We start from the raw sequence: 15,164 nt of genomic DNA, 5'->3' as shown, positions 1-15,164 counted from the left end.
GTCAACACTATACTACAATATTTTTAATAAATTCTTCCTCATTTTTTAATATGGTAGATTCCCTATGTCCTGGCTCAACAATCAAATCCTTGGACAAGGTTAAAAGATATTTCAAACTCTTAATCAAATCAGCTGGATCACTTTTATAATTATCTGTATTTCCCACATTTTGCTTAAATAAGGTATCACCAGTAAATAGATACCCTTCAATTTCTAAACAAACCGATCCCGCACTATGCCCAGGTGTATGATGAACTAATATATCAAAAGGATCTAAATTTAATTGCCCCTCTACTAAATCATTACAATGTGTATACATTTTTTTCTTATATACACTTGGTCTCCGTCGAATTAACTGTAACAACTCTTGATCTAAAGGATGTAAATAAGCGGGAATATTATAATGTGTACACACTTCATCCAAGGCTGACACATGATCACAATGACCATGTGTCAATAAAACTGCTATGGGTTCAGAATCTGCAACCATATCAATAATGTGGTTACAATGAAAGCCCGGATCAATAATTATAGATTTTCCCTCTTTGATAAGCACATAACAATTTGCTTTATAAAGCCCTAGAGGACGTTTTATAACTTCCATATAGTTCCCGCCCTTCTATAGAATACGATATCGTTTAGGAACCTCTTTTTTAATAAAATACCCTTCCCAAAACTGAGGGTGAAGCATAACTAAAATCGTAAATAACTCCAAACGACCTAGTAACATGTCTACAATAGCAATACATTTAGCAGTATCCGGCATAACACTAAAGGAGTCAGTAGGACCAAAGCCACCAAACCCTAGTCCTATATTGCTAAGAAAGGCCGTAACCACTTGCATAGAATCATATGTATTAAGACCAGTACAAGTCATTAGAAAAACAGATACCACATAAATCATTAAATATAAAAATAAAAATTGATGTGTCATCTGGATCCATTTAGTAGGCATCGGTTTGCCATTAATACGTACTACTTGAACCATATCAGGATGAATTGATTTTCGCAGATAAATTATAGAACTCTTAATCAAAATAATAAGTCGTATAATTTTTACACCGCCCGTTGTAGAACCACTACAACCACCAAAAAATGTACAAATAAATAACATCATCTGTGCTGCAGCAGGCCACAAATCATAATCACTAATAGCAAAACCACTACCAGTTTGAAGCGAAACTAAATTAAAGGCAGCATTTCTAACAATCTCTAAAGGACTAGAATAGCTAGATTGTAATGCTAGAGATATTGATACAATGGCAATACCAATAAACACTACAAGCCAGTACATACGTGTTTCAAAATCATTAATTAAAACGCGAATTCCTTTTTGAAGTGCATTGTAATACACAGAGAAATTGCCACCAGCAAGAAACATAAAGAATATAAATACGAAACAAATATAATTGCTTTGTTCATAAATAAAAGCCCCTGCTGATGTCGGTGCAAATCCACCTGTGGCAATAATAGAAAAGGCATAGTTTAACGCATCAAAAGGTTCAATGCCGCCAGCCCACAGCATAAGAAAGCAAAGAGCAGTAAAGGCAATATACAACTGCCAAAGCTTGGTGGCCATTGATTGAATACGCGGCATTACAACGCCAGGCTTTGGTACAGATGCCTCTGCATTAAAGAAATGTGCTGCATCTGCTCCTAAATTCTTTAAAAATGATAAGATAAGGACGATGATCCCCATCCCTCCAACCCAGTGCATAAGACCACGCCACAATACAAATGTGTTTGGTAACGCATCAACACTATAAATAATAGTTGCACCAGTTGCAGTAATACCCGAAGTGGCTTCAAATAAAGCATCAAAAACATTAGTCAATATGCCACTCCCCAAAAAAGGTAAAGCCCCCAAAATAACCGTGAATATCCAAGTAGAGGATACAACTAAGAACCCATCACGAATACTAAAGCTTTGACTTTCACAACCGTAATAAGATAAAAGCGTCCCCAAAACTAAAGAAAGGCTTGTAGTTATAAGGAATGACCAATATGCAGTTTCAAACACAACACTGTATATAAAAGGGATTAAAGTAAAAACCCCAAATATATAGAGTAGTCGACCCACTAAGGACATAACGATTTGAATTCGCATAGCCCCTCCTTACTAAGTAAGATATTTAAGCAATTTGCTTACCGATTCAGGTAATGTAAAGAGAACGATATGATCACCATCTAAAATTTGAGTATTACCACGAGGTACGATAGCTTCATTTTCCCGTAAAATTACACCTACCAAGGCCTTCCCAGGTAAACGTATATCTTTTAATTGTTTACCCGCCACAGGCGATTCATTGGTAATTTCAATCTCGATAGATTCAGCTTTACCACCTTCAAAGGTGGAAATAGATACAACCCCTTCTCCACTTCGTACAAAGCGCAAAATTTGACTTGCTGTTAATAAACGTGGAGAAAATACAACGTCAATACCTACTTGCTCCATCAGCATAATATATTCCGGCCGTCCCACACGAACAACGGTTTTAGGGATGCCCATATGCTTACCTACGAGTGCTACTAGTAAATTAAGTTTATCGTCATCAGTTAGAGCAATAATTACATCGCTATCAGCAATTTCCTCAGCTTCGAGCAAATCAAAATCAGTGCCATCTCCATTGATAACCATGGCTTTATCCACTTGATTTGCCAGGTTCTCACAACGGTCAAAGTCTTTTTCAATAACCTTCACAGAAAAACCAGCTTTTTCTAGTAATACAGTTAAGTTCCGACCTAAGAGACCTGCCCCAATAATGACAGCCCGTTTATAGAATGTATTATAATTATGGAACCAAAGGTTCTCTACTTCAGAAACGGACTCTTTCAAACCTAGGAAAAATACACTATCATCAGCCTGTAATCGACTTTCACCATGAGGAATAATCATTTCACCATAGCGTAAAATACCAACTAACAGAACACCTTCAGGAAAGCGAATCTCTTTTAATGGCTGTCCTAATAGAGGAAATTCATTATTCAATTTAAATTCCATAAGGCGCACAGCACCCTGTCCGAACTCCTCAACATCTATAGCTGATGGTGTTTCTAAAATTCGTAATAACTCTTGAGCTGTAACCATTTCAGGATTGATGAAGAGATCAACACCTAATTGAGCTCGTATCTCCTCATCCATATGTTCCGCCACACTATTATCGCGAACGCGTGCAATAGTCGTAGGAACACCTTTTATTTTAGCTACCGAACAGGATAGCATATTAACCTCATCTGAATCAGTAACAGCAATAAACATACCAACATCAGACATATCGATTTCATTCAATAATTGAACATCACTGCCATTCCCTAGAACTAGACTAACATCTAACGTATTTTCAAGATTATGAATGCGTTCTGGAGAACGGTCGATGACATATACATCATGATCATCTTGAATAAGTCGTTGTGCTAATGAATAACCAACCTTACCAGCACCTACAATGACTATTTTCATTGACTTTATTCCTCATCTTGGGACTCATTATTAGCAGGCGGTGTCCACTGCCGACCTATGTCGGTAAGTAATGTCCACCCCTCCTCTTGAACAATCTTTTTCTCTTTCATTAAATGCCCCAAAGCACGTTTGAAGGCAGATTTGCTAATGTTAAATTTATCTTTAATCAACATAGCAGAAGATTCATCACTATAAGGCATCTTACCCCCACGATTTAACAGGTACCCCATGATAATATCTCCATCTGAAACAAGAGCCTTTTCCTTTGTAGGACGCATAGAGACATTAACGCGACCATCATCACGTTTGAAAGTAATACGGCCTTCAATCATTTCCCCTACTTTTAACTTTCTCGTCATTTCGGAACGATGCAAAAAGGCAATCCAACGTTCAGGGGTAATAAAAAAAGCCCCCTCACTAGTTAAATTATAGATTGCCCCCTTTACAAGTTGTCCTACCATAGCCTCTGTTGCAGCTTTAGAAGCACGACGCATTTCATCATCTACATCCATGGATACCGCCAAACGACCGGATTTATCAGTATATAGACGAACCCATACTTTTTCACCTACCTGAGGTCTACCACGCATCTCCGCATGAGGCATAAAGATTCCACGTTCTGTACCTACCTCAACGAAACAACCAAAATTTGTAGTATTGATAACCTCAACATAACCAATTTGGCCAACCTTCATGGCTGGTAGACGCATAGAGGCAGTTAAACGACCTTTTGGATCTCGATATAAAAAAACCTCGACTTCATCTCCGATAGCCACAGGAGCAATTTGTTGATCTTTATGAAGCAATATATCATCATTAGTATTGCCAGTTTGACCATCTAAAAAAGCACCTTGATCACTAGTACGCAACACTTTTAATGTGGCAATTGTATTTTCCAACAATTCTGTAGCCATATTATACTCCTTCAAATGGAACTCGACCAGCATCATTCCACAATTCTTCTAGACTGTAGAATTCACGCAATTCATCACCACCAAAGACATGACAAATTATATCGCCAAAATCCAATAAGATCCATTCACCTTCACGATAACCTTCTCTATGCTGTACTGTTATACCTAATTCGGCTGCTTTATCTTCCATTTCATCAGCAATACTTTGAGATTGCTTACTATTATTTGCACTAACAATTAAGAAATAGTCGCCTAACATAGAAATTCCTTCTAAATCAAGAATCTCAATATCTCTCCCCTTTTTATCAAATGCAGCTTGTGCAAGCTCTAATACGATTTGTTTAATATCTTCTTTCTTTTTCATTATTTAGCCTCTTATCTTATCGCTTACTACCGCTCTCCTCACCAGGTTCTGTTGGCTTTGTAATAGTGCCACCATTATGTTCTGATTCAGGTGCAACCTTCGACGTACTATTAGTTGGTGCAGATATAAATTGTGTCATTTCATTAGCTGGCAAATTACCCATTGTTATCCCTACTAAACGTTGAGCTTCCGTAGGGTTTACCTTCCAATAAGTCGTTTCACCTATAAGCTCTTTTTCTCCAGGAAGAATATAGAAATGAATTTCTTCCTTATTAATTTTGCTCGCATTGTATACCAACTTAATAGCATCTAAAGTAGAAATATTACTATCATAATGATCCCAAATACGCCAAATATGCCATGCATTTGTTAAGAAAAATGCATTATGTTCTTGTTCCACCCACAATTTTAGGAATCTTTCTTGTCGTTGCACACGAGTAAAGGTATCGTGTTTAGGATCTGAATATCGTAAATACGCTAAGGCATTATTACTATCTAAAGTTTGGTAACCACGTCGCAAATCAATATCTATATTGCCTTCTGCATCAATATGTTCCATCGGTTGTTCTACATAAATTTGCTGATTTCCTAACACATCATTAGTTTTCTTGAAGGCAGTTTGATTAACTACTACATAGTACGGGATTGAAATATGGAACATATCCTCAATAACAGCTTTAGTAAGTTCAATGCCTCCTTTTTCATAAATACTATTTAACATAGTCGCATCGGTTTGATCACGATTATCGATTTTACTATTACTTGGAATGCCGATAACGTCCATCGTTTTTTGATCAAGGTTTACAGATAATAGGAATAGACTATCACCTTGACTAGGATTATTGTCATCAGTGCCGATAACCAAAATATATAAAGGTTTATCTAAGCCTTTTTGCTCTACTGATACAGTATTTGCGTCCTGTTTATTTCCACTATCTGTCACGGCTTCAGTAGCTTCAGTAGTTCCTACAATTGCTCTATATGCATAAGATACACCACTATATATGCCATACCCTATCCCACCGAGCAAAGTGAAAACTACAACAATAGCCAAAATAACTCTAGGCCACTTCACAGATGGCTTTTGTTGACGTCTTTTTCTACGTCGGCGAGCTCTTGCACGTTCACGTTCGTCCATATAAAAACTCCATTATTTACAAGATTTTAATACATCATTACGACCAAGAATGGTCAAAGGATAAATTGAAAGATGTTGCTCAATAAGGTGGTTAATAGTATTGTCAAAACCAAGCAATACAGCCTTATTTAGATCTTTTTTAGCCACATTTCGAAGTTCATCAACACCTGGAAAATCACGATTGGGTTCAATATAATCTGCTAAGAATATAACTTTATCTAATTTAGACATTCCCACCTTACCAGTTGTATGAACACGAATAGCTTCTAAAATCTCTGAATCGGTTATAGAGAACTCAAGTTTAGCTCGAATCATACCTGCTAATCCATGTAAAAGATTACCATTGGCTAATAATTCTTCATCAGCTTTGTAATTATTCTCCTTCACCAAATCTTGCATCTCTTTCAAAGGCATTTCTTTAGCACAATCATGTAGCAATGCCGCTAATCGTGCTTTTTCTACATCAACATTATAAAGTTTAGCCAACTGAGTTGCGGATTCAACAACACCTAGAGTATGCTTAAAACGTTTTTTCCCCATCCATTGGCTTACCCTATGTTGTATTTCATCAAACGATAACATCATTTATTCCTTCCCATATATATGGTTTTCTTCTATATAATCCACTACACATTTAGGCAACATATAACGAACGGTCTTTCCAGACCGTAAGCGCTCTCGTAAATACGTAGCAGACAATTTCATTTCAGGCACTTCCATAACATGTATTTTTTCACGTGCTTTAGATCCTAACTCATCCAAAGTAGAATCAATAGCACTTGATCCATCTGGCCTAGTAGCTCCAATAAAATGAACCTCATCTATAAGTTCATCTATAAATTTCCAAGTCGGTAATGCACGAATAGTATCAGTCCCTGCAATAAAGTAAAATTCAACAGTAGGACCATATAGTTTTTTAAAATATTGAATCGTATCAACGGTATACGAAGGGCCTTCTCGGCGCATCTCTACATCAGAAATTTCAAAATTTGGATTATCCGAAACTGCGGCCGCCGTCATAGCATAGCGATGATGACTATCAATCACATCATGTTGCTTATGTGGTGGAATACGAGCAGGTACAAAGATAACCTTTTCTAAATTAAAGCTTTCACAAGCCACCTCTGCAATCATTAGATGACCTAAATGAATGGGATTAAATGTTCCACCAATTATACCTATACGACGTTTATCTACCATAATGTGGTCACTCCCTTAATGACAATGACACAAATAATGATGAATATGAGCAATGCTTTTATATAGGATATCCATTCATATCGTCCCTTTGGTGTTTGAATGTATCTATAGTATGCCCTTAAAAAATAATATAATTTCTTCACGTCCGTACTTGGCCTTCTCCAAATACAAAATATTTATAAGATGTTAGAGCCTGTAACCCCATAGGACCTCGAGCATGGAGTTTTTGTGTACTAATGCCAATCTCAGCACCAAAGCCAAACTCAAAGCCATCTGTAAAACGTGTAGATGCATTATGATACACAGTAGAGCAATCCACTAAATTCATAAACACATTAGCACGCATAGGTTCATCTGTGATAATAGCCTCAGAGTGATGTGTAGTATACCGATTCACATGATCAATAGCTTCTTCAAGATTTTCAACGATACGCACATTTAAGTCCATATCATTGTATTCTGTGCTGAAAGACTCTTCTGTTAGAGGAATTGTATTTACCATATATTGAGCTACAGCCTCATCACCATGAATACGAACACCATATTCTAGTAGTGCTATATTAAGGCGTGGTAAAAACTCTCTAGCCACAGCTTGATGAACTAGTAAGGTTTCCATAGAGTTACATACAGATGGACGTTGGACTTTAGCATTGACTGCAATTTCTAAAGCCATCTCTAAATCAGCAAATTCATCAACAAAGGTATGACATACACCGCTACCAGTTTCAATAACAGGGATACTACTATCTTCTACAACACGACGAATAAGTCCAGCACCCCCACGTGGAATGATTACATCAATATATTCCCGTTGTTGTAAAAGTACTCCAACCAGATCTCGATCAAGCACCTCAACGAGTTGAATAGAGTCACCATTAATACCTAACGACTCTAAGGTATTCCGCATGATAGACACGATGATTTGATTCGTGTGAAATGCCTCCTTACCACCTCGTAAAATTGTAGCATTTGCTGTCTTTAAACAAAGAACACCTGCATCTATGGTTACATTAGGACGGGCTTCAAAGATAATACCAATTACACCAAAAGGTACGGATCGCTTTTCAATAATCAAACCATTAGGACGAGTGATTGTTTCTATAATGGAACCTACAGGACTTTCAAGAGCAGCCACTTGACGCACCCCTTCTGCCATTAAAGCAATGCGACTAGGTGTCAAAGTCAATCGATCTATCATAGTTCGAGGTAAATTATAGTCAACAGATTTTTCTAGGTCTAACTCATTAGCCGCCATAATTTCATCTGTTTGTGCTTCTACAGCATCAGCAATTGCTAACAATGCAGAATCTAAAGTTTCTTGGTCGAGTTGGGCTAATTCAAAAGATGCCGTTTTAGCTCTCTGGCCCATATCTTTACAAATTTTTTCATACTGGTTCATAGGATTTCCTCAGTGTAATAAAACTAGATTATTACGATGTACAGCCTCATCATAGGTCGTATTAATACCCAGAATCTCGGCTATATCATTTGTATTGTGACCTTTAATCGCCTTCATATCATCAATACTATAATTAATAAGTCCACGACCAATTTCCTTATGATCATGATAAATGGAAATTGTATCACCAGGTCCAAAAGTCCCCTCTACTTCAATAATACCAGCGGGCAGAATGCTAGCACCCTTATCTAAAACAGCGCGAGCACACCCGTCATCAATCGTAATGGAGCCTTTTAATCGTTTACCAAAAGCTAACCAATGATGTTTACCAGATAAACTTGCATCATGGGCTTCAAAGAGTGTCCCAATTTGTTCACCCTTACATACACGACGAACAGAATCCTCTACTTCACCTGAGGTAATAACCATTGGTACACCAGAATTTGTTGCCATATGAGCAGCTTTAATTTTTGTATACATACCACCCGTTCCCATATTAGAACCAGCACCACCTGCAATAGCATAGGTTTCATCGTTAATTTCAGAAACAGTTTCTATCAAAGTAGCATCTGGATTAGTGGCTGGGTTAGCTGTATATAAGCCTTCAATATCTGACAAAATGATAAGTAAATCTGCATCTACAATACCTGCAACAGTAGCAGATAATGTATCGTTATCACCGATTTTAAATTCTTCGATAGCAACCACGTCATTTTCATTAATAATAGGAATAACGTTAAGTTGCAATAAAGTATGTAATGTATTACGCAAGTTAAGATAACTATGTCGTCCAGTACTATCCTCTTTCGTTAAAAGAATTTGCCCTACGGTTCGACCATATTCTCGAAACATGCGCTCGTACATATGAATGAGAATACCTTGACCTACTGCAGCAGCTGCTTGTTTTAATACGAGATCTCTAGGCTTTTCTTTAAAGCCTAAAGGGGCAAGACCTGCACCAGTAGCACCAGAGGAAACAAGAATAATCTCTTTACCTTGGTTAGCCAAATCTGATAATTGGCGCACTAATCTTTCAATACGCTCCAAATTTAAATGTCCGTTAGTGTAACAAAGCGTACTGCTACCAACTTTGACTACAATTCGTTTTGCATTAACGATGGCGCTGCGCATAGACTAACCTCCTAAGGTTGAAATTCTTAACTACGATGTATACAAATTTTTATGATCTACTAGATATAAAATTATTTTGGCAAAATGATTTTAGGTTCTTTTTTAGCTTTATATAAAACACCATTAAAACCAATCACTTGAACTAGTTCAGCGCCAAGCATATCTGCTAAGTCTTGAAAAATTGTCTTATCTTCAGGACTATTATTATGTAATTTAACCTTAATAAGCTCACGTGCTGTAATCGCTGCACGAGCACTATCTATAACGCTATCCTCTAAACCATTTTTACCAATTTGGACAACCGGTGGTATTGTAGCCGCCAATGAACGTAAATACCGTTTTTGTTTTCCTGTCATTATTACTCCTACTCTTGGAAAGTAAAGCGCTGATCGCCGATTACAACTTCATCACCGTCTTTACAGCCTTTTTCCTTCAATTTTGCATCAAGCTCCATAAAGCGCCAAATGCGTTGAAATCTACGAAGAGATTGATCATCGTCAAGATTTGTCATAGCTACTAATCGTTCAATACGTTTACCAGTAATGTAGAAAGCAGCATCATCACCACGAGTAATGACAAATTCTACATCTTGTTTTGCTTCGTATACAACTGTGTCATCATTTGCTTCAGGCTCTGGTTCGTAGTTTTCTACATGGTAGTAAGCTCGTTCCATAAGCTCTGACAAACCTTCACCACTTAAGGCGTTAATGAGAAATACTTCATAGCCTTTATCTTCAAAATATTTTTTTGTTTCGGGAATCGTCGTGTCATCAAAGACCATATCGATCTTATTGAGAGCTACAATTTGTTTCTTATTAGCCAATTTTTCAGAGTATTTACGTAACTCTTCATTAATCGCATCAAAGTCGACCTTAGGGTCTCGGCCTTCCATACCAGATACATCTAGAACATGAATTAAAATATTCGTACGTTCAACATGACGTAGAAAATTGTGACCTAAACCTACACCTTCACTAGCCCCTTCAATAAGGCCCGGAATATCGGCCAAAACAAAGCTACGATCTCCAGAAATTGTAACTACCCCAAGTACTGGTGTTAGTGTAGTAAAGTGATATGCTGCCACCTCTGGTTGAGCTTTAGATACTTTTCGCAAAATACTAGATTTACCAACAGATGGATAACCTAATAAACCTACATCAGCTAATACTTTAAGCTCTAATTGTAACCAGAATTCTTCACCAGGTTCACCCTTTTCTGCAAAGGTTGGTGCACGGTTAGCACTAGTTTGGAATCGAGCATTGCCACGGCCGCCACGACCACCTTTGGCAATAACAAAGGTATCGCCATCGTTGACAAGATCGCAAAAGATTTTTCCTGTTTCCTCATCTTTAATTACTGTACCCAATGGAACTGGAATGATAAGAGGATCGGAACCTCGACCGTGCTTATTAGAGCTTTCACCATTACCGCCAGCTGGTGCCTTAAACTGACGTTTATATCTAAAGTCTACAAGCGTATTAATATTCTTGTCAGCTTTAAAAACAACATCCGCACCTTTACCACCATCACCACCACTAGGGCCGCCATTTGGAACGTATTTTTCTCGACGGAAGCTGGACATACCATCCCCACCGTCACCAGCTTTAACAAAGACGCGCGCTCTATCTATAAACATAATTTAACTCCTATGCATTATTGCTGTAATAGCTCTAATGCTTTTTTAATTTGAATATCATCTAATGTACTAGATGGATGTACACCTTTTGGTAAATCGATTTCTACATCAGGTTTAATACCTGTTCCATCAATAACACGATCACTTGGCGTGTGGTACTTAGCAATAGTTACTTTAATTCCTTCATCATCTAAACTAGGGAAAATAGTTTGAACGGTACCTTTACCATATGTATTAGTACCTACGATAGTGCCTAATTTACGATCTTGAACAGCCCCTGCTATGATTTCTGATGCACTAGCAGAGCCCTTATTAACTAAAACAACCAATGGCATAGCTACATCAGGTCCATCTGACTTATAAGTATCCTTTTTACCTGATCGATTTTGTACTGTTACGAGTGTACCTGGAGGCATAATATAGTTAGATATCTTTTCAGTAGTAGATAATAAACCGCCTGGATTATCTCGTAGGTCCAAGACAAGAGCCTTCATACCTTGAGATTGAAGCTCTTTATATTGAGTGGCAAAATCTTCTGCGGTATTTTCTGCAAACTGACTAATACGAATATATCCAACTGTGCTAGTAAGCATTTTACTTTTAACAGTAGGCAAAACTATGGATTCACGAGTGATATCAAAATGCAACTTTTCACCATTACGTTCAATATCTAGAGATACAGTAGTACCAGCTTCGCCACGAATACGAGAAGATGCTTCCTCTACCGGAATTTCAGTAGTGGATTGTCCATCGATAGCAATAATGTGGTCTCCAGGTTTAATTCCAGCTTTAAAAGCTGGTTGGTCTTCCATTACGCTAACTGCATATAGACCTTTATCATCAGTACCAAGGACCATACCAACACCAGCATATGTTGCAGATGTTTGCATTTTCATAGATTTATATTCTTCTGCATTTAAATAAACACTATGCGGTTCTCCCAAAGAGTCAATTAACCCCTTTAGCATACCATCATAAAGGGTAGTTTTAGCCATAGGTGTCATAAAAACTTGACTCGCAGTATAATAGGCTATAAATAATCTTGGTAGCCCCCAGAATGAACCGGAAAGATACCAAAATGTAAGCCACATAATAACAATGCCAGAGCCTATATATTTCAATAGACTCCATAACACTGTACGTGTATCAAATTTCATATTATAAATATCCCATAGGATCCACAGGATCCCCACTTATACGAACTTCAAAATGTACATGTGGCCCTGTACTATTACCTGTGCTACCAGCATAGGCAATAACTTGACCCTTACCTACATCTTGCCCTTCAGAGACAGCAAGTTCAGAATTATGTCCATAAAGAGTAGACATGCCATTACCATGATCGATAACTACGGCATAACCATAGCCACCCATCCAACCCGACCAAGCAACAGTACCACCATCTGCAGCATGAACAGGTGTACCTTCATCAACACCAATATCAATGCCAGAATGATAAATTGTAGTGCCCCAAATCGGATGTGTACGATAGCCATATGGAGAGGTAATTTCACCACTTACAGGCCACCCAAGTTGACCAGACCCTTGTACCCAAGAGTAAGTTGGTGAAGATTGTTGAGCCGCTGCTGCAGCACGAGCAGCGGCACGCTCTGCTTGACGTGCTTTCAATAACGCTGTAATCTGTGCAGAAGATGCATTTAATTCTTCTACTGCTTGCATTGCTGTAGCACGATCATTTTGAGCCTTTTGAAGAACTACCTCACGTTCTTTCTTCTTTTGCTCTATTTCAGCTCGTTTTGCCGCAGCTGCTTTTTCAAGCTCAACTAGTTTTGCGCGAGACTGTTCTAGTGCTTGCTTTCGAGCCGCTATTTCAGCGCGCTCTTTTTTGATTTCCTCAATTAATTTAATATCAGAATCAATAATTCGTTTTAAAATTTCTAAACGATTAGCAAAGTCTGTAAAATCTTTAGATCCAATAACTACATCTAAGTAACTTAAACGACCATTAATATAAATATCACGTACACGCTTATAAAATACGGCTTCTCGCCCTTCTAGTCGCTTTTGTGCTTCAGCAAGTAATTTTTCATTCACTGTAATATCATTTTCAACAGCTATACGTTGTTGTTGAATAGAATCCAATTGTTGCTGAGCCTGACGTAATTGTTCTTCGATTTGACGTAACTGTTCGGATACACTGACTATTACAGTTTCAGCATCTGCCTTTTTAGCATTTTGTTGATTAACTTGTTGTTGAATTGAATCAAGTTGATTTGTTAAATCTTCGTCCTCTGCAACGATGTATAATGGTGTTCCCAATACCACTATACCAGTCAAAATTGCCGCTACGAAGCGAGATTTAAATATACTATTATTCATAAACATTACACCTTCATGTATTGTTTCAAAGAAATAGTACTACCAATAGCACCTACTACTATGCCGCCACCTAAGATATAAAGGGCTACATCATAGAAGAATGGGAACATTGGTACTAAAGGGAAGAATGCTAATGATTCAGAAACTTCCATTGTGATGAAGTGATAAAATTCACCAACGCAAAGAACGGCAATGATAGCACCAATTAAGCCTAACAACATGCCTTCAATCAAAAATGGCCAACGAATAAATCCATTAGTAGCACCTACATATTTCATGATTGCAATTTCTTTACGACGTGCGAATACAGTCAACCGAATTGTATTTGAAATGATGAATAGTGTTGCAGCTGCTAGGAAAGCAATCAATACAATCCCACCAATACGAATTACTTGCGTAATGCGGAAAAGCTCTTCTACAATATCTTGACCATAGTGTGTACTTTCTACGCCTTGGAATGTCGTAGCTAATTTTGCAGTTGCTTTTACATCGCTAGGATTATCAAAGGTTAACACATATGAGTTAGGCAACGGATTTACATCACCTAAAGCATTCACCAATTGTTGCTGATCACCAAGGCGTTCTTTGAACTCCTTCATAGCTTGCTCTTTATTAACAAATTCTAAATGCTTTAAGTTAGGTATAGCCTTAATTTGCTTTCCTACTGCCATAATTTGATCAGTTGTTAAGCCATCCTTTAAGTAAATACTTAACTGTACTTGATTTTCTAGACTGGATGCCATGTTATTCAAATTAATGACACCACAAAGGAATACACCGAGCATAAATAAGGATAAAGCCACTGTAGAAATGGACGCTAATGTCATAAGTCCATTACGTTTCATAGACTTCAGTGCTTCTTTAAAATAGTATTTTATCGTTCTAGGCTTCATTAATTTCTGCACCTCTCATATTATCACTTTGAACACGGCCGTCTTTTAAACGAATAACGCGTTTATTCAAGTATGAAACAAGATCCATATTATGGGTAACCATAATAACGGTAGTGCCGAAATTGTTAATATGCTTAAACAATTCAACAATATCCTTACTAGTATCAGGATCAAGGTTACCAGTAGGTTCATCAGCAATTAATACTGTTGGGCGATTAACAATTGCACGCGCAATAGCAACACGTTGTTGTTCCCCGCCAGAAAGATCCTCTGGTAAATCATTAGCCTTCTCAGATAAACCAACAAGGTCTAATACATGACTCACCTTTTCTTTAATAATTTTTGGTTTTTCTTCAATAACTTCAAGAGCAAAAGCAATATTCTCTGCTACCGTTTTATTAGGCAATAATCGGAAGTCTTGGAATACAACGCCAAGCTTTCTCCGTAATTTAGGAATTTTACTGCGCTTCATACGCGTAACATCAAAGTCATCAACAATGACAGTACCAGCATCTGGCACTACCTCATGTGTTAATAACTTAAATAATGTTGATTTCCCTGCACCACTGTGACCACAAACGAGAACAAATTCACCATCGTTAATGGTTAAACACACATCGTCTAATGCAACAGAACCATTATCATAGACTTTACTAACATTCTTAAATTCAATCATGGGATCCCCTTTG

Annotated in this window: 16 protein-coding genes; all 16 read right to left on the bottom strand. The window is 37.6% G+C overall.

Translation table 11 applies throughout. The features are described 5' to 3' along the window. Window positions 1-7 precede the first annotated feature (7 nt). The 16 genes from AAA071_RS01130 to ftsE all read right to left on the bottom strand — a co-directional run bounded on the left by AAA071_RS01130 (window position 8) and on the right by ftsE (window position 15,151). A complete protein-coding gene (locus tag AAA071_RS01130; RefSeq protein ID WP_021148086.1) occupies window positions 8-604 on the bottom strand; it encodes an MBL fold metallo-hydrolase in 597 nt (198 codons plus the stop codon). A gap of 15 nt (window positions 605-619) precedes the next feature. Beyond that, the gene (locus AAA071_RS01125) at window positions 620-2,107 is read right to left on the bottom strand and encodes a TrkH family potassium uptake protein (RefSeq protein WP_195213235.1); all 1,488 of its coding nucleotides are present in this window, start codon (window positions 2,105-2,107) and stop codon (window positions 620-622) included. A 12-nt stretch (window positions 2,108-2,119) separates the two neighbouring features. Continuing rightward, window positions 2,120-3,460, bottom strand: coding sequence for a Trk system potassium transporter TrkA (gene trkA, locus AAA071_RS01120; RefSeq protein ID WP_008713810.1), 1,341 nt, complete (start codon window positions 3,458-3,460; stop codon window positions 2,120-2,122). 5 nt (window positions 3,461-3,465) lie between these two features. Continuing rightward, window positions 3,466-4,374 carry a CvfB family protein gene (locus AAA071_RS01115; RefSeq protein WP_024061794.1) on the bottom strand — a complete coding sequence of 303 codons (909 nt, stop codon included), beginning with the start codon at window positions 4,372-4,374 and terminating at the stop codon, window positions 3,466-3,468. A 1-nt stretch (window position 4,375) separates the two neighbouring features. Beyond that, on the bottom strand, window positions 4,376-4,738 hold the full coding sequence (gene rsfS / locus AAA071_RS01110) for a ribosome silencing factor (RefSeq protein ID WP_021148083.1): 363 nt from the start codon (window positions 4,736-4,738) through the stop codon (window positions 4,376-4,378). 16 nt (window positions 4,739-4,754) lie between these two features. Then, a complete protein-coding gene (locus AAA071_RS01105; protein ID WP_021148082.1) occupies window positions 4,755-5,876 on the bottom strand; it encodes an LCP family protein in 1,122 nt (373 codons plus the stop codon). A gap of 12 nt (window positions 5,877-5,888) precedes the next feature. Continuing rightward, window positions 5,889-6,458: a bis(5'-nucleosyl)-tetraphosphatase (symmetrical) YqeK gene (yqeK, locus tag AAA071_RS01100; RefSeq protein ID WP_004693186.1), complete on the bottom strand. Its 570-nt coding sequence runs from the start codon at window positions 6,456-6,458 to the stop codon at window positions 5,889-5,891. 3 nt (window positions 6,459-6,461) lie between these two features. Beyond that, a complete protein-coding gene (nadD, locus tag AAA071_RS01095) occupies window positions 6,462-7,076 on the bottom strand; it encodes a nicotinate-nucleotide adenylyltransferase (protein ID WP_004693184.1) in 615 nt (204 codons plus the stop codon). A gap of 139 nt (window positions 7,077-7,215) precedes the next feature. Continuing rightward, the gene (locus AAA071_RS01090; RefSeq protein WP_004697040.1) at window positions 7,216-8,475 is read right to left on the bottom strand and encodes a glutamate-5-semialdehyde dehydrogenase; all 1,260 of its coding nucleotides are present in this window, start codon (window positions 8,473-8,475) and stop codon (window positions 7,216-7,218) included. Between the two features lie 9 nt (window positions 8,476-8,484). Further along, entirely contained in the window at window positions 8,485-9,606 is a 1,122-nt protein-coding gene (gene proB, locus AAA071_RS01085) for a glutamate 5-kinase (RefSeq protein WP_004693178.1), read from the bottom strand. Window positions 9,607-9,677: 71 nt separating this feature from the next. Then, the gene (gene yhbY, locus AAA071_RS01080) at window positions 9,678-9,962 is read right to left on the bottom strand and encodes a ribosome assembly RNA-binding protein YhbY (RefSeq protein ID WP_004693176.1); all 285 of its coding nucleotides are present in this window, start codon (window positions 9,960-9,962) and stop codon (window positions 9,678-9,680) included. Between the two features lie 8 nt (window positions 9,963-9,970). Beyond that, window positions 9,971-11,242, bottom strand: coding sequence for a GTPase ObgE (obgE, locus tag AAA071_RS01075; RefSeq protein ID WP_195213236.1), 1,272 nt, complete (start codon window positions 11,240-11,242; stop codon window positions 9,971-9,973). A gap of 17 nt (window positions 11,243-11,259) precedes the next feature. After that, window positions 11,260-12,399, bottom strand: coding sequence for a S41 family peptidase (locus AAA071_RS01070; RefSeq protein WP_008600791.1), 1,140 nt, complete (start codon window positions 12,397-12,399; stop codon window positions 11,260-11,262). Between the two features lies 1 nt (window position 12,400). After that, the gene (locus AAA071_RS01065; RefSeq protein ID WP_004693169.1) at window positions 12,401-13,582 is read right to left on the bottom strand and encodes a murein hydrolase activator EnvC family protein; all 1,182 of its coding nucleotides are present in this window, start codon (window positions 13,580-13,582) and stop codon (window positions 12,401-12,403) included. A 5-nt stretch (window positions 13,583-13,587) separates the two neighbouring features. Then, window positions 13,588-14,475: a permease-like cell division protein FtsX gene (gene ftsX / locus AAA071_RS01060; RefSeq protein ID WP_004693167.1), complete on the bottom strand. Its 888-nt coding sequence runs from the start codon at window positions 14,473-14,475 to the stop codon at window positions 13,588-13,590. Next, the gene (ftsE, locus tag AAA071_RS01055) at window positions 14,465-15,151 is read right to left on the bottom strand and encodes a cell division ATP-binding protein FtsE (protein ID WP_004693165.1); all 687 of its coding nucleotides are present in this window, start codon (window positions 15,149-15,151) and stop codon (window positions 14,465-14,467) included. Before ftsE ends, ftsX begins: the two co-directional genes overlap by 11 nt. Window positions 15,152-15,164 lie beyond the last annotated feature (13 nt).

Source organism: Veillonella parvula (genome assembly GCF_040097785.1).
Classification (GTDB): domain Bacteria; phylum Bacillota; class Negativicutes; order Veillonellales; family Veillonellaceae; genus Veillonella; species Veillonella parvula_D.
This window is presented reverse-complemented; position numbering and strand designations above follow the sequence as displayed.

Bases quoted from the DNA above. Each gene is read 5' to 3' on its own strand.
- AAA071_RS01130 (WP_021148086.1), bottom strand. From the start codon at position 604: ATGGAAGTTATAAAACGTCCTCTAGGGCTTTATAAAGCAAATTGTTAT.
- AAA071_RS01125 (WP_195213235.1), bottom strand. From the start codon at position 2,107: ATGCGAATTCAAATCGTTATGTCCTTAGTGGGTCGACTACTCTATATA.
- trkA (WP_008713810.1), bottom strand. From the start codon at position 3,460: ATGAAAATAGTCATTGTAGGTGCTGGTAAGGTTGGTTATTCATTAGCA.
- AAA071_RS01115 (WP_024061794.1), bottom strand. From the start codon at position 4,374: ATGGCTACAGAATTGTTGGAAAATACAATTGCCACATTAAAAGTGTTG.
- rsfS (WP_021148083.1), bottom strand. From the start codon at position 4,738: ATGAAAAAGAAAGAAGATATTAAACAAATCGTATTAGAGCTTGCACAA.
- AAA071_RS01105 (WP_021148082.1), bottom strand. From the start codon at position 5,876: ATGGACGAACGTGAACGTGCAAGAGCTCGCCGACGTAGAAAAAGACGT.
- yqeK (WP_004693186.1), bottom strand. From the start codon at position 6,458: ATGTTATCGTTTGATGAAATACAACATAGGGTAAGCCAATGGATGGGG.
- nadD (WP_004693184.1), bottom strand. From the start codon at position 7,076: ATGGTAGATAAACGTCGTATAGGTATAATTGGTGGAACATTTAATCCC.
- AAA071_RS01090 (WP_004697040.1), bottom strand. From the start codon at position 8,475: ATGAACCAGTATGAAAAAATTTGTAAAGATATGGGCCAGAGAGCTAAA.
- proB (WP_004693178.1), bottom strand. From the start codon at position 9,606: ATGCGCAGCGCCATCGTTAATGCAAAACGAATTGTAGTCAAAGTTGGT.
- yhbY (WP_004693176.1), bottom strand. From the start codon at position 9,962: ATGACAGGAAAACAAAAACGGTATTTACGTTCATTGGCGGCTACAATA.
- obgE (WP_195213236.1), bottom strand. From the start codon at position 11,242: ATGTTTATAGATAGAGCGCGCGTCTTTGTTAAAGCTGGTGACGGTGGG.
- AAA071_RS01070 (WP_008600791.1), bottom strand. From the start codon at position 12,399: ATGAAATTTGATACACGTACAGTGTTATGGAGTCTATTGAAATATATA.
- AAA071_RS01065 (WP_004693169.1), bottom strand. From the start codon at position 13,582: ATGAATAATAGTATATTTAAATCTCGCTTCGTAGCGGCAATTTTGACT.
- ftsX (WP_004693167.1), bottom strand. From the start codon at position 14,475: ATGAAGCCTAGAACGATAAAATACTATTTTAAAGAAGCACTGAAGTCT.
- ftsE (WP_004693165.1), bottom strand. From the start codon at position 15,151: ATGATTGAATTTAAGAATGTTAGTAAAGTCTATGATAATGGTTCTGTT.